At 70.8% G+C, this 18,518-nt stretch carries 12 protein-coding genes and 2 pseudogenes; 6 read left to right on the top strand and 8 right to left on the bottom strand.

Annotated features, from left to right (window positions below; genetic code table 11):
* Positions 1-36: 36 nt before the first annotated feature.
* The 5 genes from AFB00_RS29475 to AFB00_RS29495 all read right to left on the bottom strand — a co-directional run bounded on the left by AFB00_RS29475 (position 37) and on the right by AFB00_RS29495 (position 7,762).
* Positions 37-3,528: a non-ribosomal peptide synthetase gene (locus tag AFB00_RS29475; protein ID WP_068800834.1), complete on the bottom strand. Its 3,492-nt coding sequence runs from the start codon at positions 3,526-3,528 to the stop codon at positions 37-39.
* A 21-nt stretch (positions 3,529-3,549) separates the two neighbouring features.
* A complete protein-coding gene (gene panD, locus AFB00_RS29480) occupies positions 3,550-3,981 on the bottom strand; it encodes an aspartate 1-decarboxylase (protein WP_068800835.1) in 432 nt (143 codons plus the stop codon).
* 56 nt (positions 3,982-4,037) lie between these two features.
* Positions 4,038-4,256, bottom strand: a complete 219-nt coding sequence (locus AFB00_RS29485) for an MbtH family protein (protein ID WP_068800836.1) — start codon at positions 4,254-4,256, stop codon at positions 4,038-4,040.
* Positions 4,257-4,302: 46 nt separating this feature from the next.
* Positions 4,303-5,685 (bottom strand): lysine N(6)-hydroxylase/L-ornithine N(5)-oxygenase family protein, encoded by a 1,383-nt coding sequence (locus AFB00_RS29490; protein WP_231974575.1) that lies wholly within the window; start codon positions 5,683-5,685, stop codon positions 4,303-4,305.
* A gap of 187 nt (positions 5,686-5,872) precedes the next feature.
* Positions 5,873-7,762: an SIP domain-containing protein gene (locus AFB00_RS29495; protein WP_068800837.1), complete on the bottom strand. Its 1,890-nt coding sequence runs from the start codon at positions 7,760-7,762 to the stop codon at positions 5,873-5,875.
* A gap of 386 nt (positions 7,763-8,148) precedes the next feature.
* Here AFB00_RS29495 and AFB00_RS32575 point away from each other — a divergent pair.
* Together AFB00_RS32575 and AFB00_RS29510 are read left to right on the top strand one after the other, a co-directional pair.
* Positions 8,149-9,046, top strand: a protein-coding gene (locus AFB00_RS32575) for an IS5 family transposase (RefSeq protein WP_156819426.1) whose coding sequence is annotated in 2 segments (ribosomal slippage) — positions 8,149-8,499 and positions 8,501-9,046 — 897 coding nt in all. Because the reading frame shifts where the segments join, the coding sequence is not laid out codon by codon here.
* Positions 9,047-9,135: 89 nt separating this feature from the next.
* Positions 9,136-10,389, top strand: coding sequence for an IS630 family transposase (locus tag AFB00_RS29510; protein WP_231974576.1), 1,254 nt, complete (start codon positions 9,136-9,138; stop codon positions 10,387-10,389).
* 81 nt (positions 10,390-10,470) lie between these two features.
* Here AFB00_RS29510 and AFB00_RS29515 read toward each other — a convergent pair whose 3' ends face one another.
* Positions 10,471-11,268, bottom strand: coding sequence for a transposase family protein (locus tag AFB00_RS29515; protein WP_068796318.1), 798 nt, complete (start codon positions 11,266-11,268; stop codon positions 10,471-10,473).
* 622 nt (positions 11,269-11,890) lie between these two features.
* Here AFB00_RS29515 and AFB00_RS29520 point away from each other — a divergent pair.
* From AFB00_RS29520 to AFB00_RS33690, 4 genes and pseudogenes are all read left to right on the top strand, one after another.
* Positions 11,891-12,400 (top strand): winged helix-turn-helix domain-containing protein, encoded by a 510-nt coding sequence (locus AFB00_RS29520; protein WP_156819893.1) that lies wholly within the window; start codon positions 11,891-11,893, stop codon positions 12,398-12,400.
* A 171-nt stretch (positions 12,401-12,571) separates the two neighbouring features.
* Positions 12,572-13,786 (top strand): IS256 family transposase, encoded by a 1,215-nt coding sequence (locus AFB00_RS29525; RefSeq protein ID WP_261340662.1) that lies wholly within the window; start codon positions 12,572-12,574, stop codon positions 13,784-13,786.
* A gap of 107 nt (positions 13,787-13,893) precedes the next feature.
* Positions 13,894-15,009: an IS110 family transposase gene (locus AFB00_RS29530; RefSeq protein WP_083275685.1), complete on the top strand. Its 1,116-nt coding sequence runs from the start codon at positions 13,894-13,896 to the stop codon at positions 15,007-15,009.
* Between the two features lie 6 nt (positions 15,010-15,015).
* Positions 15,016-15,222, top strand: a pseudogene (locus AFB00_RS33690) (transposase); the annotation flags it as partial.
* Between the two features lie 51 nt (positions 15,223-15,273).
* Here the strand turns inward: AFB00_RS33690 and AFB00_RS32580 are convergent.
* Together AFB00_RS32580 and AFB00_RS29535 are read right to left on the bottom strand one after the other, a co-directional pair.
* A pseudogene (locus AFB00_RS32580) lies at positions 15,274-15,501 on the bottom strand (transposase); the annotation flags it as partial.
* A gap of 165 nt (positions 15,502-15,666) precedes the next feature.
* Positions 15,667-18,507, bottom strand: coding sequence for an AAA family ATPase (locus AFB00_RS29535; protein WP_068800839.1), 2,841 nt, complete (start codon positions 18,505-18,507; stop codon positions 15,667-15,669).
* Positions 18,508-18,518 lie beyond the last annotated feature (11 nt).

Genomic DNA, 18,518 nt, shown 5'->3' on the forward strand with positions numbered 1-18,518 from the left:
GGAACGGCGGGGATGGTGGTGGACGAGGCTGGTCGGTCAGTCGCTCACGGCGAGTGCGGCGTCGATCTCGTCGTCGTCCATCGCACCGATCTCCTCGACCACCTCGGCGACCGCGTCGATCCGGTCGGGTTCACCACGGCGCAGCTCGTGCGCGAGGCCGCGGACGGTGGGGTGGGCGAACACCGCGCGCGCCGACACCGCGGCGGTGTCAAGCACCGCACGCAGCCGGGCGACGATCGCGGTGACCAGCACCGAGTCGCCCCCGAGTGCGAACAACGAGGTCTCGACACTCACCGGGCCGCGGCCGAGCACCTCGCCCCACACGCCGGCGATGACGCGTTCGAGGGCGGAGTCGGGTGCGGCGCCGGGGCCGTCGTCGCCGATCTGCTCCTCGACGAGCCGTCGCACCGCCCGCCGGTCGACCTTGCCGTTGCCCGAGAGTGGGAGCCCGTCGAGCGCGACGACGCTCCGCGGCACCATGTGCGGAGGCAGCGTCGCGGGCAGCGCGCGGGCCACGTCATCGGGGTCGGCCCCGCCGTGGACGGCGAGGGCGAGAAGCGCCTGCCGCCGACCCACCACCACCGCGACGGCGCCGTGCACGCCCGGTAGCGCCGTGGCCGCGGCCTCGACCTCACCGGGCTCGATGCGGAACCCGTTGAGCTTCATCTGGTCGTCGCGCCGACCGAGGAACTCCACGGTGCCGTCGGGCCGGTAGCGGCCCAGGTCACCGGTGCGGTACCAGCCGAACCCGTCGAGGACCGGGAACCGGTCCTCGGTGCGGGCAGGGTCGCCGCGGTAGCCGTGGGCGACCCCGGCACCGCCGATCCACAGCTCGCCGGGCACGTGGTCGGGGGCGTCCCGGCCGGCCGCGTCGACGACCCGCAGCCGAACCCCGTCCAACGGGGTGCCGTAGGGCACGCAGGTCCAGTGTGCGGGCACCTCGCCCGGCACGTCCTGGATCGTCGAGTGGATCGCGGTCTCGGTGGTGCCGCCCAGCCCGGCGAAGGCGCAGCCGTGCACCCGCTCGCGCAGCCGCCCGGGCAGGTCGGTGCCGACCCGGTCCCCGCCGAGCAGTACCTGACGCAGCGTGGGCCCTAGGTCGTGTTCGGTGGCGAGCAGTGAGTCCAGCAGCGGCGGGACGCAGTTGAGCACGCTGACCCGGTGGTCGTGGATCAGCTGCGCCCACCGGTCGGGGTCGCGCTGCTCGCCCTCGGCGAGTACGACGACGGCCCCGCCCGCGTGCAACGCGGCGAACACGTCGAACACCGACAGGTCGAAGTCGAGCGCCGAGACCATGAGGGTCCGGTCGGACTCCCCCATAGCGAACCGGCGGAGGAGGTCGTCGATCGTCGCGGTGGCCGCGCGGTGCGGCACCTCGACGCCCTTCGGCTCGCCGGTCGACCCGGAGGTGAACAGCAGGTAGGCGATCTGCTCGGGATCGGGCTCGGCGGGGACGGGGAGCGGTTCGGCGCGCAGCAGATCGTCGAGACCGACCCGACCCGCACCCGGGTCTCCGTCGCCGCCGGAGTCGCTGGTGATCGCTGTCCGGTGCCCAGACACTGCGGTGATCCGCTGCACCCGGTTCGTTGGTTGCTCGACCCCGAGCGGCACGTAGCTGCCGCCGGCGGCGAGCACGCCCAGGACCGCGACGACCTGCTCGGGTCCGCGCGGCAGGGTGACCGCGACGGGCTCCGCCGGCTCCAGGCCGCGGGCGCGCAGCCCACCGGCCACCCGCAGGGCGGCGTCGGCGAGCTCGGCGTGGGTGAGCACACCGCGCTCGGAGATCACAGCGGGCCCGTGGCGATCGGTGGCTGCGGCGAAGAACCCGCCGTGCAGGGTGCGCGGCGGCGGGACGTGCGCGTGGTCGGTGCTGTTCACCCGGTCGCGGACGGCGAGCTGATCCGGCGGGAGCAGCGCGGGCACCGGCGCGGTCCAGGTCGCGTCGTCGGCCAGCCCCCGGACGAGCCCTGCGAAGGCGTCGAACATCGCCTGCGGCACACCGTCGGGCAGCCGGTCGGCGCGCACGTCCCAGTTGACCAGGATGCGGCCGCCGACCTCGGTCACCTGGGCGTCGAGCAGTACCTGCGGCCCCTGGGAGATCATCCAGACGGGGTCGCCGAACAGGTCGCGGGCGCGCTCGTCGAACAACTCCCCGAGACCGAGACCGCTGGTGAACACGACCGGGGCCAGTACCTGCTCCCCGGCGGCGCGGCCCAGCTCGCGCAGCACCTCGACCCCGGAGAAGGCCGACTGCTCGGCGTCGGCGTGCAGCCGGCGCCGGATCGCGCGCGCCCGCTCCAAGAACGTCGCGGGCCTGGTCAGGTCGATCTCCAGCAGCACCGAGCCGGTGAAGTCGCCGACGACTTGGTCGATGTCGGGGTGCACCGGGTCGCGGTCGAACAGCGGCACGTTGAGCAGGAACCGCGGGGTCGCGCTCCAGGCGCCGATCACCTCGGCGTAGACGGTGGCGACGACGACGGCTGGGGTCAGGCCGTGGCGCCGACAGGCCGCGAGCACGGCAGCGCGCTCGGCGCCCTCCAGGGTCAGCGCGAGGCGCTGCGCGCGGGCCGGGCCGTCGTGCTCGACGGTCGGTAGCTCGGGCGCTCCGGGCAGCTCGGGCAGTCGCGCGGTCCAGTACCGGCGGGCGGTCTCCACTGCGTCACGGCGGCCCACCGGCCGGGTCGCGAGGTACTCGCGGTAGGTGACCGCGGGGCGGTCCACCGGTAGCTCCGGATCGGCGTAGAACCGGGCGAGGTCGGCGAGGACCCGGCGGTAGCTCACGGCGTCGGCGGCGACCATGTCGACGTCGAGGTGCAGCCGGGACGCGCCGGGCAGCAGCGTGACCGCGACCCGGAACACCGTGCCCTGCTCGATGGGGAGCTGCTCGTGGCTCATCTGCTCGCGCAGCGCGGCGAGCCGGGCGTCGCGTTCCCCGGCGTCGACCTCCCGAAGGTCGTGCACGGTGAGCTCGTCCCATCGGGCGGCGGGCCGGATCTCCTGACGCCCGTTGTCGGTGATCCGGGCACGCAGCATGTCGTGCCGGTGCACCAACTGTTCGACGGCCGAGCGCAGCCGCTGCGGGTCCAGTCCCGGCCCGTCGAACTCCAGGTACAGGTGCGGCGCGACGCCGCCCAGCGGCTGGGCCGGGTCCCGTCCGGCCCAGTAGGCGTGTTGGAGCAGGGCGAGCGGGAACTCGCCGCTGTCCGCACCGGGCTCCCCGTTGCCCGGGCCGCCGGGCGCCGGGCCGGGCTCGATGTCGGATGCCGACGGCGCGTCGGCCGTCGCCGCGGCGCCGCCGAGCAGGTCGGCCCAGCCTGCGATCGTCGGCGCCGAGGCCAGGTCACTGAACCCGACCGTACGGCCCTCGCCACGCCAGCGGCCGACCAGACGCATCAGCGCGATCGACTGCAGCCCGAGCTCGAACAGGTCGTCGTGGTCGCCGATCTCCTCGGGATCGTCGCCGAGGAGATCGGCGACGAGGTCGCGCAACGCGTCACGGGTGACCGTGGACAAGGCTGTGCCCTTCATCCCGGAGTGCTCAGGGGCCGGTCAGCGGCCGGCGGTCTGGGCCACGGCACCGGGGACCGGCTCGGCCGGGTCGGCGCCGAGCGCGACGATCCGGTTGTCGACGTCGACGTGCACCACCCGGGCGACGTGGTCGGGCACCGCAGGCTCCGGCACCTGCTGATAGGCGACGATGATCGTCAGGTCGCCCGGGTGCACGAGGTGCGCGGCGGCACCGTTCACGCCGATGACCCCGCTGCCGCGCTCACCGGTGATGAGGTAGGTCTCCAGCCGGTTGCCGTTGTCGATGTCGAGGACCTGGACCTTCTCGCCCTCGACGAGCCCGGCGGCGTCCATGAGGTCCTCGTCGACGGTCAACGAACCGACGTAATGCAGGTCCGCCTGAGTGACGGTGGCGCGGTGGATCTTCCCGCTGAGCAGGGTGCGGTAGCTGACGGTCTCGGCGACGCCGGACATGACGAGTCCTTCCTCGCCGGGCGACGCCCGGCGCGGGATGTGGAGGGGATGAAGGGTCAGGAGCCGGAGCGTTCGACCAGGCTGCGGGGACGCAGGTCGGTCCAGCTCCGCTCGATGTGGTCGAGGCAGGAGGCACGGTCGTCCGCACCGAAGACGCTGCGCCATCCGGTGGGCACCTCGGCGAACGAGGGCCAGAGGCTGTGCTGTCCCTCGTCGTTGACCAGGACCAGGAAGCGGCCGTCGGGGTCGTCGAAGGGGTTCGTGCGGTCGGACATGGATGTTCTCCGTCGGAAGTTCGGATGTCAGCCGGGACAACGGGTCCTAGCGCGGGGCGGCAGACACGGTGGCGCGGACCGGTGCCCCGCCCGGCGAGCGGGACAGGATCGAGTCGACGATCTCGCCGGAGCGGACCGCGATCGTGGACAGCAGCGTCGAGGTGATGCCGTGGGTGTGCTCGGTCGGCCCCTGGACGTGGAGCCCGGCCGTGATCCGACCCCCGCAGGGCAGCTCGCCCATCTCCAACCGGTAGTCGCGGCCTACTCGCAGCTGCCCGGTCGGGTCCCGCAGGACCGCGTCGGCGAGACCGCCGCCGAGCAGCGTCCGCGGGTCAGCGGATCGGTAACCGGTCGCGTACACCACCGCGTCGGCGGTGATCACCTCGCGGGCACCGTCAATGAGCGACTTGACCGCGAGCTCCACCCGGTCCCCGGCGTCGACGACGTCGGCCACCCGCGACACGTTGCGAAACCGCAGGCGCTCGGACCCGGCCACCCGCTCGTGGTAGTGCGTCCGGTACAAACCCTCGATGAGCTCCGGGTCCACCACCGAGTAGTTCGTGTTCGCGTGGTAGCCCAGGATCCGGTCTTTCACCTCGACCGGGGCGGCGTAGAAGTCGTCGACGGCGGCCGGGTCGAAAATCCGGTTCGCGAACGAGGTGTCGTCGGCAGGGCTGTAGCCGTACCGCGCGAAGACCGCGTGCACCTCCGCGGTGGGGAAGGTCCGGTGCAGGTGTTCGACGGTCTCCGCCGCGCTCTGCCCCGCGCCGACCACCGCGAACCGGACCGGCGCGGTGCCCTCCAGCTCACGGGTCCGGAACAGCAGATCACGGTTGTGCCAGATCCGCGGGCCCGCCTCCACCCCAGCCGGCAGGAACGGCCGCAGGCCGCAGGCCAGGACGACGTTGCGCGTCCGCAGCGTCTGGGTGCGCTCACCGGCGCGGACGACGACGTCGAGCAGGTCGACCGTGCCGTCGTCGGAGCGCACCGGCAGCACCTCGACGACCTCGTCGCCGTAGTCCACCGAGACTCCCCCGCCGTCGGCTCCCTCGCGCGCGACGGCGCCGGCGGCCCAGGTCAGGTAGTCGTGGAACTCGAGCCGGGTCGGGAAGTTCGACCCGTAATTGATGAAGTCGGCGAGCCGGCCGCGTTCGTGGAGGTAGGACAGGAAGGTGTACGGGCTCGACGGCTTGCGGAGCGTCACCAGGTCTTTCAGGTGCGAGACCTGGAGGGTGGCTCCCTCCAGGAGCATGCCCCGGTGCCAGCCGAACCGCTGTTGGCGCTCCACGAAACGAGCCGTCGGTCGCCGGTCGCCCTTCTCGGCGCCGCGTTCCAGGAGCGCGATCGCGATCCCGAGATTGGACGGGCCGAAGCCTGCCCCGACGAGGTCGAGCGGTACGTCGCCCGGATGTCCTCCGTTGCCTGTCACCCCTGCGGCACCCCTTTGCATCACCAAATAGCAACTTAGGCAAACCTAATCACGACACCTCGCTACTGGTTCCACCGATCGGATGACGCAAACAATCGGTGACCCTTGGCGCGGCATGGCACGGCACGACGGGGCGGGGCAGGGCCGCGGCCACCGGACGACGGTCAAACAGGACGGGCGCCGGCGTTCACGCCGTGCTGGCGACCCCGGGTGCGAGCGGCTCCAGGGTGCGGAGGGTGCCGCCCCAGCCGACGGTCTCGGTGGCGACCTCCCGCAGCTCGGCGGCGGTGATCACGGCGGCGAGCTCCTCGGCGGTGCGCAGCCCGGATCCGTGCAGGACCAGGGCCAGCAAGTCGTCCTCGGCCTCGTGCTCGTCGATGTCCTGATCGTCGAGGACGTCCTCCAGGAGCAGGATCCGCCCACCCAGGGGGAGACACTCCCGCGCGCGGCGCAGGATGTGCGCCGCCTCCGCGTCCGGGTACTGGACGAGCACCTTGCCGAACAGGATCGCGTCCGCGGCGGCAACCGTCTCGGCGATGGTCTGCACGACGACCTCCACCCGGGAGCGGGCCCCGGCATCAGGGATGGCCCGCGGCAGCTCGGACCGGACCCAGGCGGCGTCCGAGGGCGGCGTGACGATCGTGACCGCGGTCCCCGGGCGACGGGCGACCACGGCCGCGGCGGCGGACACCGCGGCGTCGGTGTGGACGACCAGGTGCCCTATTCCGTCCAGGGCTGCGGAGTCGGCCACCGGCGCGGCGATGTAGTCGGCGAAGTGCGCGGTGTTGTCCAGCAAGCTGCGCGCGAAGCCCTCCTCCGCGCGCAGGCTCGGGTAGTCACCGCCGGTGACCGCCGTGAACACCTCCTGGCCCGTACGCACTGCCTGCTCCAGCCCGAAGAAGCCCCGTTCACGCCGGGCGCCGACACCATCGCGGCGTAGGACATCGAGGACGTGGTCCTCGGTCAGGTAATAGCCGGTGTCGGTGAGTGTGTACCCGCCCCGGCCGTCGCGGTCGAGGATGCCGATCGACGCCAGGTACCGCAGCAGCTTGACTAGTGACCGGGGGTCCGCGCCAGCCCGTTCCGCGAGCGCCCCCGGGTCGTGGGTCCCCCCGGCGATGAGCTCGCCGAGACCGAGGTCGGCGGCCGCCCGGATCGCCAGCGGGGGCAGCAGCTCGGCCTGCTCGTTGAAGGTCTCGAACGCCTCGGCGTTGTGTTCCTCATCGGTGATCTGCGGGTCGGACTCGAGCGTCACGACCTCGCCGTGCTTCCAGTAGCCGGTGAAGTCGATCCGGCGCCGGTCCACCCCCGCGGCGACGAGCACGCGGCGCAGGTCCCGGACGACGGACTGTTCCCCCGCCAGCCACGCCGCGGTGCTCGCGGCATCCCAGTCCGGGGCCTCGACGATCCCGTTCAGGCGGGTCACGAGCTGCGACGACGTCCCCGGCCCGGCTCCGTCGCGCACCAGCCAGATGACCCGCACGCCAGGGCGCTCGACCAGCGGGACCCGGTGGGCGTCCTCCGCGATCTCGAGGAACACCTCGGCCCGCAGATCGGCGGGCGCGGTGTCCAGCAGGCGCGAGATCGCGGGTATCGCGGTGTCGTCACCGGCGACCAGAAGCCGTGCGTCGGTGCCCGGCAGCGCGAGCGAGGCCGCGGGTCCCGCCACGTGGACCCGATCCCCCGGCTGCGCCCGGTAGGCCCAGGTGGTGGCGATGCCCACTCCGTGCCGCACGAACTCCACGTCCAGCTCACCGGCGACGGGATCGTGCCGGCGGACGGTGTAGACCCGCCAGACCGGGCGGCGCCCCTCGGGCAGCTTGATGCCGCCGTCCTTCAGGATCGGCAGAACCGGCTCGGGCTCCCCCGGATAGGGGAAAACGAGCCTGACGTCGTCGTCGAATCCGGTGCTGACGAAGGCCGGCCAGGCGCGTCCCTCGGAGTCGGTGAACTCCGCGAGTTGCTTACCGGCCAGCGTCACCCGCCGCAGCGCCGGTGTGACATCGACGATCCGCGAGACGGTGAGCTCCCGGACGGCGATCGGGTACACAGAGACGGCGCGGTCCTGGTTGGGCATCGGGCTCCTTCACGTGCCTACGACCGGAACAGAGCACGATGTCCAAGGGCCGCAGGCGGGGGTCCTGTGCGGACCCACCACACCGGACCCTGGAGGCTCCGGCACCGACCCTAACCGAGCTGAGATCGGCGCCCACCGACATCCGGCGCGTGACACCTCCGGGACCCGGTCGTCGGGTTACCTCACCCACGCCCCAGCCGTGGTGACGAGGATCGGCATCATCCAGAATCACAAGGTCGCCGCCAACAGATAGATGCCACCGGGACGTCGATCTCGGGGTTCCGGCAGTTCCTACACCGGCGACGAGATCGCCACGGTCGCCCAACGGATTGGCCGCTAGGGCGTGTCTCCCAGATAGGCGGAGCGGGGTGCGCGATGCTTGATCGGTGCCGCGTACCGCTGTCCTGACTGATGCCCAGTGGGCCCGTCTGGCGCCGCTGTTGCCCTCCTCCGAGGGTCGTCGCGGGCGCCCGTTCCGCGATGACCGCCGGGTGATCGAGGGGATCATCTACCGGTATCGGTGCGGGCTTCCCTGGCGCGACGTCCCAGCCGAGTTCGGGCCGTGGCAGACGTTGTGGAAGCGGCACCGCCGCTACAGCGGCGACGGCACCTGGGACCACATCCTGGCTGCTCTTCTGGTCGAGGCCGACGCCGCCGAGGTGCTCGGGTGGGCGGTCAGCGTGGACTCCACGATCATCCGTGCCCACCAGCACGCCGCGACCCTCAAGCGCGACACAGGGGGCCGGATCGAACTACACGAATCTGCTCGCCGAACCAGCAGATCACGCGCTGGGACGGTCCCGCGGAGGGCTGTCGACGAAGATCCACCAGCTCGTTGACGGGCACGGCCGCCCGCTGGTGGTCCTCCTCGGCCCCGGCCAGGGCGGCGACTCGCCAATGTTTCCGCACCTGATGGCGCGCCTGAGCATCGCCCGACCGGGCCCGGGACGACCCCGGACCCGGCCTGAACGCGTGCGCGCGGACAAGGCCTACTCCTCACGCGCGATCCGCCGGCACCTGCGCGAGCGCCGGATCATCGCTGTCATTCCGGAGCCCTCTGACCAGCAGGGACACCGCAAACGACGGGGCTCACGCGGTGGCCGACCGCCCGCATTCGATCCGGTCGACTACCGAAACCGCAACGTCGTCGAGCGCGGGTTCTGCCACGTCAAGCAGTGGCGCGGGCTGGCCACCCGTTACGACAAGCTCGCCCTGACCTTCCGCGGCGGCGCCGTCCTGAAGGCAATCGTCACCTGGCTCCGCGCATTGGGAGACACACCCTAGTGCCGCGTCCGGGAACGTTGGGGACGTAATCGTGTCGGCTTGATCCGTCCCGGTCTGGCGCAGGAGGCTGTGCGCCGGAGGTGATGGCCGTGGCGCGACAGCCGGAGGTGTTCGTCCGGGGACTGACCCCGGACGAGGCCCAGCGATTGGTCAGGATCACGCGCACGGCGCGGGACCGGGTCCGGTTGCGGCGGGCGGGGATCGTGCTGGCCTCGGTGCAGGGCCGGACCGCGACCGAGGCCGCGATGATGTTCGCGGCGAAGCCGCAGTACGCGCGGGAGGTGATCCACGCGTTCAACCAGCAGGGCTTCGCCGCTTTGGACCCAAAATGGAGCGGGGGCCGACCCCGTAGGTTCGGTCCCCACGTCCGTGAGCTGATCTGCCGGGTCGCTCGCACCCCGCCCCAGCAGGTCGGGTTGCCGTTCACCACCTGGAGCCTGGCCAAGCTGGTCGAACACCTCGCCGCCGCACACCGGGTCGTGATCAGCGTCGAGACCGTCCGCCAGGTCCTGCGTGACGCCGGGGTCCGCTGGCAGGCCACGAAGACCTGGAAGGCCAGCCGGGACCCGCGGTTCGTGGAGAAGATGAACCGGATCCTCGACCTCTACGACCGCGCCGCCGACGGTCGCCTCGAACCGGGTGCGCGGGTGATCTGTGTCGATGAGTTCGGGCCGCTGAACCTGCTGCCCCGCCCCGGTCGGGGCTGGTTCCCGATCCGGCGCCCGGCCCGGCTACGGGCCACCTATAGCCGTCACAGCGGGGTCCGGCACATGTTCGCCGGTCTGGACCTGGCCTCCGGGCAGCTGTTCTACCGGCTCCGTGACCGCAAACGCGGCCGCGAGTTCCTCGACTTCCTCCGCCAGCTGCGCCGCCGTTTCCCCACCGGCGGTCTGCACGTGGTCTGCGACAACTTCTCCCCGCACCTGCGCACCGATGTCGCGCACTGGTGCCACGACCACGACGTCGAGCTGGTGCTCACCCCCACGAACGCGTCCTGGCTGAACTGGATCGAGTCGGAGTTCACCGCGCTGCGCTACTTCACCCTCGACGGCAGCGACTACCCCTCCCACACCGCCCAGGAAGCCGCGATCGCCGGCTACATCCGCTGGGCCAACCGCCACGCCCGACCCAAGAAACACTTCGCGCCCGAGTCCAAGATCCGCAGGCCGGATTACCTACCCAACATTGAGCCTTTTTCAACCTGCCGTTCCGGCAGCTCAGGGGCCTGGTTGTGTGGGTGCAGACGCCGAGCTGGCGAGCCGGTGACCTGTGCAGCTGTGGTCAGAGCAGTTGCGCTGCAACCTTCGCGATCTCCTGACGCAGAAGCTCGCTGGTCAGGTTGAAAAAGGCTCATTGCCTGACGAGGCACTAGTGAGAAAACTGGCGTATAGACGTTGTGGTAGAGTGAGCCTTTGCCAACCTGGTCAGGTGTTGACGATCATGAGGGTCTGAACTGCGGCGATGAGTTGTCCGGCCCGGTTCGGGCTGGAGCGGATCTTGCGGAGGATCTTCCAGTTCTTCAGCTCGGCGTTGACCCGCTCACCGGGTCCGCGGCGGCGGGCGTGCGCGGCGTTGACCGCCTTCTGGTTGCTGGACAAGGGGCGGTAGTGGCCGGTGTCGGGATCAAGGCGCCGACGCCTCTGGGGGACCGTCACGGTCGGGCCTGCGCCCTGGTAGGCGGTATCGGCCGCGGCGGGGATGTCATGTTCGGTCAGGGCGTCGATGATGCCGTGCTCGCGGGCGGCGCCCATGTCGTGGCGGGCTCCGGGAAGCGGCGGGGAGATCCACACCAGCCGGCCGGCGGGGTCGGCGATGACCTGGACGTTGAGTCCGTGGCACTTGTGCTTGCCGGAGTAGAACCCGCGGTCATAGCCCGAGGCCATCCCGACGCGGTCGATGCGCAGCAGGGTGCCGTCGAGGATGACGAACGCTTTCCCGATGGCGACGTCGATCGCCTGCTCCAGGGTCGGGGCCATCGCCGCGAGCAGCTCGATCGCCTCGCGCAGGTAGCGGTAGACCGTCGAGGTCCCGACCCGGAAACCGCAGGCGAGGTCGGTGTAGGTCTCGCCCTTGCGCAGGTGGGCGACCACGAGCAGGGCCTGGCGGCCGCACGTCAGCTTCCGCCACCGGGTCGCCCGCTGGTTGCGGTGCGCGCGCAGCGCGTCAGAGAGTACGTGCAGGGCACGGCTGGACACGGTCATCCCGGACGGGTAGGACAGCACCTTGAAGCTCCTGGTCGGACGGTTTCGATCTCAGCAATCGCCCGTCTACCAGGAGCTTCACCCATCCGAGGGCACGCCACGCCGCACAGGCTCTGACCAGCCCCAACACCAGGTTGGCAAAGGCTGATCCACTCTCCCGTGGGTTCAGAGCCTCCACCGAACCCGGGGCGGTTCACTACGCCTCGACGGAGTCACCAACATCGCCGCCGCACTGCGCCACCACGCCCGCCGGGCCCTGCACACCTACAAGATCACGTGACTTTGCCGGGACCCTGGGCGGCGGGCGACCCTGTGGAACGAGCGGCGGACGTTGTGGGCGTCCATCGCCGATCCGGTTTGGGTGGCGACGACCGGCGAGTCCGACCGGAAACTGGGGTTCTTCCGGTCCGGGGCGCGGTCGGATGGGGCATGCACACGCGCAGGAGTCCGAAGGAGTGGTGGGGACAGTGAGCCTTTTTCAACCTGACCAGCGAGCTTCTGCGTCAGGAGATCGCGAAGGTTGCAGCGCAACTGCTCTGACCACAGCTGCACAGGTCACCGGCTCGCCAGCTCGGCGTCTGCACCCACACAACCAGGCCCCTGAGCTGCCGGAACGGCAGGTTGAAAAGGGCTCAGTGTATGAGTGAAGGAACGTCGACTCCCGCGTCGTGAGCTGCCAGAGATTCGTTCGCAGTTCGTGCGGATGGTGGATGACGGGATCGGGCGCGAGTCGATCATGTCGGCGCTACGGCTGAAGCGTGCCACGTACTTTCAATGGCGGCGTCTGTACCGGGAGGGCGGGGTGCAGGCGCTGGCCGTGAAGCCCTTGCCGGGGGCGAAATCGAAGCTGACTGAACAGCAGACATCGCAATTGCGGAGTTGGCTGGTCGGGCGTGATCCGCGCCAGTTCCAGTTCGACTTCGCGTTGTGGACCCGGGTGATCGTCGGTGAGTTGATGAAGACCCGGTTCGGGGTGGAGATGACCCCGCAGGGGATCGGGCAACTGCTGCGTCGTATCGGGCTGTCGCCGCAGCGACCGTTGTACCGGGCCAGTCAGCAGGACCCAGAAGCGGTCCGCCGGTGGCGAATCGAGGAGTTCCCCGCGATCCGGGCCCAAGCCCAGCGTGAGGGGGCTCAAGCTGTACTTCGGTGACGAGGCCGGCGTGCGAACCGACCATCACGCAGGTACGACGTGGGCGCCGGTCGGACAGACGCCGGTGGTGGAAGCGACCGGGCCGAGAGGCGTGTCACGCGAGCCGTGTAAGCCGCGGGTGGACCAAGATCGACCGCAGTGATCAACACGGCGGTCGGGAGGGACACCCACGTGAGCGAGAACCAACCCGATCCCGACGGTGAGACCGCGGCTGCCCGCCGGCTTGCCGAGGCGCTCGACCCGTCGGCGATCGACGCGCTGTTGGCCGATGCGAAGGCCGCCGGTACCCCGATCGACGGCGTCGACGGACTGCTCAACCAGATGACCAAGGCCGTGCTCGAACGGTCGCTGCAGACCGAGATGACCCACCACCTCGGCTATGACCGCGACGACCCCGCCGGACACGGTACCGGCAATTCGCGTAATGGCAGCGCTACCAAGAAGGTGTCGACCACGAACGGGCCGGTGACGATCAGCGTGCCGCGGGACCGGAATGGCGAGTTCGAGCCGCAGATCGTGCCGAAACGCGCCCGTCGGGTCGGCCAGATCGACGAGCTGGTGCTCTCCTGTTACGCCCGCGGAATGTCGACCCGCGACATCGAAGCGCACCTGCTCGAAGTGTACGGGGTGGAGGCGTCACGGGAACTGATCTCGAACATCACCGATGTGGTGACCGACGAGATCGAGATCTGGCGGAATCGGCCGGTCGACGAGGTCTACCCGATCGTCTATATCGACGGTATCCGAATCAAGATCCGGGACAAGGCCGCGGTCACGATCAAGAGCGCGCACCTGGTCATCGGCGTGGACGTCGAGGGCCGCAAGCACGCGCTGGGCTGCTGGATCGCCGAGACCGAGGGCGCGAAGTTCTGGCACGCGGTGCTCACCCAGCTGCGCAACCGCGGGCTGCGCGACATCCTGATCGCCTGCTGCGATGGCCTGAGTGGTCTTCCTGAAGCCATCACCAGCGTCTTCCCCGACGCCGTCGTCCAGACATGCGTGGTGCACGTGATCCGCAACGCGATGCGGTTCGTGTCCTACCAGGACCGGAAGAAGATCGTGAAGTCCATGAAGACGATCTACACCGCGCCCACCGTCGAGGCCGCCGAGCTCGCCCTGAAGGATCTTGACACCGAGTGGGGACGACAGTACCCGGGAGTGCTCGACGTCTGGCGTCGTGCGTGGAACGAGTTCATTCCGTTCCTCGACTACCCGCCCGAACTACGGCGGATCGTCTACACCACCAACACCATCTGGGTGTTTAGATCAAGGAGTCGGTCAGGGCGTTGCTTCCCCGGCCGATGCTCGAGGCGGCCAGCCCTGACTCTGAACGCTATTGACGCCGTGAGGCTGTCTTCGATTCGAAGTGTCGGGCTGGCCGCGTGAGCGCAGGCCCGCGGTGCCTGGCTTGAAGAGAGCCTGCCTGACTCAACCCAGATCTGCCGACACCGCGGGCCTGCGCTGTCCACGATAGGCCACGCAGACGGGAACAAGTGTTGACGCACGAACACGGTGTCGCGGGGATCGATCCTCACAAGAATACGGCTACCATCGCAGTCCTCGATCATCGAGGCGGCGTGGTCGACAACAAGTCCTTCTCCATCACCAAGGGCGGTATCGATGAGCTGCTGACGTTCCTGCTCGGTGTCGAGCTGACGATCGACCGGATCGGCATCGAAGGATCGGGATTTCTCGGCCAGCCGCTGGTCCTCGCGCTCGCGGCCGCGGGTTACGACGTGCGCGAAGTCCAAGCCAACCGCACCGCGGAGCGGCGTAAGCGTCGTCGTCGGGCCAAGACCGACGCCGAGGACGCGGAGGCCATCGCCCGAGAGGCCCTCAGCGACCCCGAGCTGCCTCCGGCCGGGAAGCACACCGCGCCCAGCCCGACATGGCAGACGCTCACGGTGATCCGCGACTGGCGTGAATCTCTTGTCCTGCAGCGTGTTCGGCTGCTCACCGAGTCCGAAGCAGTACTCGTCACGCTCCCCGTCGCCATCCGCGCCACGTTGCCCTCGACCAGCCGCGTTCTCCCGCAGCTCCAGTCCCTGGTCGACGGCGTCGCGAACCCCGATCTGCTCAGCCCAGCCGAGCGGCTCAAGCTCGACCGGCTCGCGGCCAGCCTGAACGACATCATCACCCTGACGGCGCGGATCAAGGAACTCGACCGACAGATTCCCGCCCTCCTCAGCGACCTTGGCTGCACCCTCACAGAGGTCCGCGGTGTCGGCGTGGTCACAGCCATGGATCTTCTGGTCGAGATCGGCGATCCGTGCCGGTTCACGACCGAGGCCCAGTTTGCACGCTGGTGCGGAATCGCGCCCGTCGCCCTCTCGTCGGGTGAAGGTCACGGGCCGGCCCGTCGGCACCGACTCGACCTCGGCGGCAATCGAGCTGTCAACTCTATTCTGCACATCGTGCACGTCACGCAAGTCCGATGCCACCCGCCGGCGAAAGAGTACATGGCGAAACGGGTCACCGACAACAAGACAAAACGTGAGGCTCGGCGAAGCCACAAGCGGCAGCTCGCGAACATCATCATCAGACACATGTGGACCGACGCAAGACGCTCCACGGCGACCACACCGACCAGCTCCGCAGCTGCTGCTTGACAAGAGAGCTTCGAATCCATCAACTTCCAACTCCGGAAAATCACAAAGACTCGCGGGCACTTCCCGTCGGACGAGGCGGCGATGAAGCTACTCTACCTCGGCCTGCGGAACATTCCGAGCAAGAGAGGAGGTGAGTCCGGAACCGGAACACATGGCTGGAAAACAGCCCTGAACACCCTGGTCGTCCTCTTCCCTGGACGACTTCCTCTGTGATAGCTTAACCACATCAGTCACCCGTGGCTTACACGGGAACCGTGACAGGCTCTCAGCGGCGTAGCGGCGGTGTCGCTTCCACACCGTTTGCCAGGGCCCGAACTGCTCCCGCGGCAGATCTCGCCAGGGGATCCCGGTTCGGTATCGGAAGATGATCCCCTCCACCACGCGGCGATCCTCGCCGAACGGGTGCCCACGCCGCCCGGCGTTGGAGGGCAGCAGCGGCCCGATCAACTGCCACTGAGCATCCGAGAGCAGCGCGAACCTCGACGAACTCACCGGCTCATCCTGCCGGCAGTCCGGACACCCATATGGGAGACACGCCCTAGCGATCCTCCCGCCTACCGCACCGAGATCGAACGGCCGTTCTTCAGCGTCACCTGACGGAACCGGCACAGAGGCCCGGTCTGCGTGGTCGCGGTACCGGGAGGCTCGCGGCCGGGGTCACCCGCTCTCTCCCGGCTGCGGGAGCACCCGACGACGCAACGCCCCGGCGAGCTCGGCACGCCCGGGGATGTCGAGCTTGCGGTAGCAGCGCGTCAGGTGGAGTTCCACCGCGCGCCGGCTCACGCCCAGCGACGCGGCGACATCGCGGTTGCTTGCGCCCGCAGCCGCAAGTCGGGCCACCTCGAGTTCGGCCGGGGTGAGCGACACACCACCGGACCGTCGTCTACCCCGGCCCCCTGCCGCCGTCAGTTCGGCCCGCGCACGGGTACTGAGCGTCCACGCCCCGCACACCTCGGCGAGGTCGAGTCCCTCGCGCAGCAGCATTCGTGCCTGCGCCTCGTCTCCGGTCTCCCGGGCCATCACCCCGAGATCGACGAGGCACCGCGCCGAGTCGAGCACCCGCGGTGATCGGGCCAGTTCGGCCGCAGCGTTTTGCAGAGTCCTCAGCCCCTCGCGGACGCCCTGCACCACTCCCAGCACGCGCAGTGCGGCACCGACGTGGCCGTGGGTCCCCCATCGGCGGGCGAGCTGGAGGTGCTCCAACGCCACGGCCCGGGCGGCGGCGTGCTCGCCCAGCTCGTGGTGCAGCAACGCGGTCCGCCCCTGCCAGCCCAGCGCGGCCGGGTTCACGATGCCAACGCTGCGCAGGCGCCGTCCTGCCTCCTTCGCCTGCGCCAGTGCCTCTCGTGGGCGTCCCCGCGCCGCCAGCACGGCCGCGCGGGCGTCGAGCAGCCAGCTCCACCGCCACGACCGGTCCGACGTCCCCTCCAGGTTCGCCGGGTGCACCAGCACCGCGGCCTCGTCCACCTCTCCGAGCTCGATGAGCGCGAGCGCGGCACAGTGCAGGGTCATCAGTCGGGACTCTCCGCTGACCTCCCCGGTGAGCACGTCCAGGGAGGCGCGGGCGTCGGCGAGTGCTTCCGGAACCCGCCCGCACCGCAGGTGCAGCATCGAGCGGGCCCCGCGCAGGAACGCGTGCAACTCGGGCCGCTGCTGCGTCCGGGCGTCGGCGAGGGCGCGTTCGTGCAGGAGCGCGAGTGTGTCGTCGGCCTCGGTCCACGCCAAGACGCCGAGGGCACCCATCCGGATCGGCTGGAGTGCCTCACTCTCGTCGAGCGCCCCGTCCAGGGCGCCGCGGGCCAGCACGGCGGACTCGGCCGCGTCGGTGCGCAGGAGAAGCGTCGAATAGAACACGTGCGCGCTCCGCAACGCACTCGCGCCCGCCCCACAGCCGAGGACGTGCGGATCGGTCCGGTCGACCCAGTCCCGTACCGCCGACATCTGCGTGCTGTCCTCGGCCGAGGCGTAGAGGAGCAACGCTTCCAGGCGTAGGCGCAGGTCCCGGTCACCGGGCGGTTCCGGACCTGACTCCGGTGCGGCGGCGGCGAGGTCGCGGAGGCCGCGCTGCAGCAGCCCGACCAGGCCCACGGCGTCGGGCCCGGTGCGGAACGCGACGAGGAGAGTGATCGCCCGTGCACGCTCGCGCGCGGACCCGCTGACCGGCAGGGCCCCGGTGAGGTGGCGGTGCGCGCGGCCGGGCGCGATGTGCCGCTCGGTGATCCCGAGGTCGAGGAGAAGGGCCGCACGCGTGCGATCCGGCACGTTCCCGCGCAGTGCGTGCACCAGGAACGACGCGGCGAGCTCCGGAGCGCCCCGCTGCCGCGCCCGGCAGGCCGCACCGTGCAGCAGCTCGACCACGCCCCGGTCGCCCGGCGGCCCCGCGTCCAGGAACTGCACGGCCACGCGTTCCGGCGGGGCGCCCTCGGACTCCAGTACCCGCCCGGCCCACGCCCGCAGCCGGCACCTGCGCTCGCCGGACAGGGCCTCGAGCACGGCCGTGCGGGCCGCCGCGTGGCGGAACCGTCGCCCGTCGCGGTCGAGGATCCCCAGCGCCGAGAGGCGCGCGGCGGCGCGGTCCACGGCCACGTCGTCCAGCTCTGCGACCAGGGCGACGGCTCTCGGCGTCGTGTCGTCGCCGAGAACGGCGACCGCCTGCGCCAGCGCGGTCTCGTCTGGGGACAGTCCGCGCAGGACCGCGGACACGCCCTCCACCGCCAGCGCGGCGCCGATCCCGTGGATACGGTCCGTGGCGTCGGTGACCGGCGCCGGGTGGGCGAGCCGTTGCACGACCCGGGCCACGAGGGCTGGGTTCCCGCCGGTCGCCCCGATGCACGCGTCGAGCACCTCGGGATGGGCCGGGACGACGGCTGCGGCGTGCAGCCAGGAACGGACGGCGGCGCGTGAGAGCGGGGCGGGGGCGAGGTGTCCGACGCCCGGCGCGGACATCAGTTCTTCCAGCGCCCGGGCCGTGGGCCCGGCGCTCGGTGCGCTGTGCACCGACCCGACGACGAGCAGGGGCAGGCCTTCCCCGTGATCCGCCAGGTGCGCCAGCCACCGGACGGACTCCGGGTCGGCGCGGTCCAGGTCGTCGGCGAGCAGCACGACCGACGTCGCCGCGGTCAGGCCGGCGACGGACCGGACCAGACCGAGCATCGCCGCCACGTCCGTCCCGGCGGCATCTCCGGTGCGCGCCCGGCGGGCGGCGGCGCGCAGCAGGACCGCCGTGTCGGTCGTGGACCCGGCAGCGCTGCGGCGCAGCAGGTCACGTGCCAACGCGAAGGGCGACCGGCCGGGATGCCGGGCACCGCCCCCGGCCCGCAGGACCAGGGCGTCGTGTGCGGTGGCGAGCCCGTCGACGACGTCGAGCAGCCGGGTCCTGCCCGACCCGGCGGGACCAGTGACGACGACGACCCGCATCCGCCCGGCGCAGGCGTGGGCCACCGCCGCCCGCAGCGCGTCGACCTCGGCCCGCCGCTCCAGCAGCGGCGCCCCGACCACGGGGCCGGGGC

It is taken from the genome of Pseudonocardia sp. HH130630-07, assembly GCF_001698125.1.
Lineage (GTDB): Bacteria > Actinomycetota > Actinomycetes > Mycobacteriales > Pseudonocardiaceae > Pseudonocardia.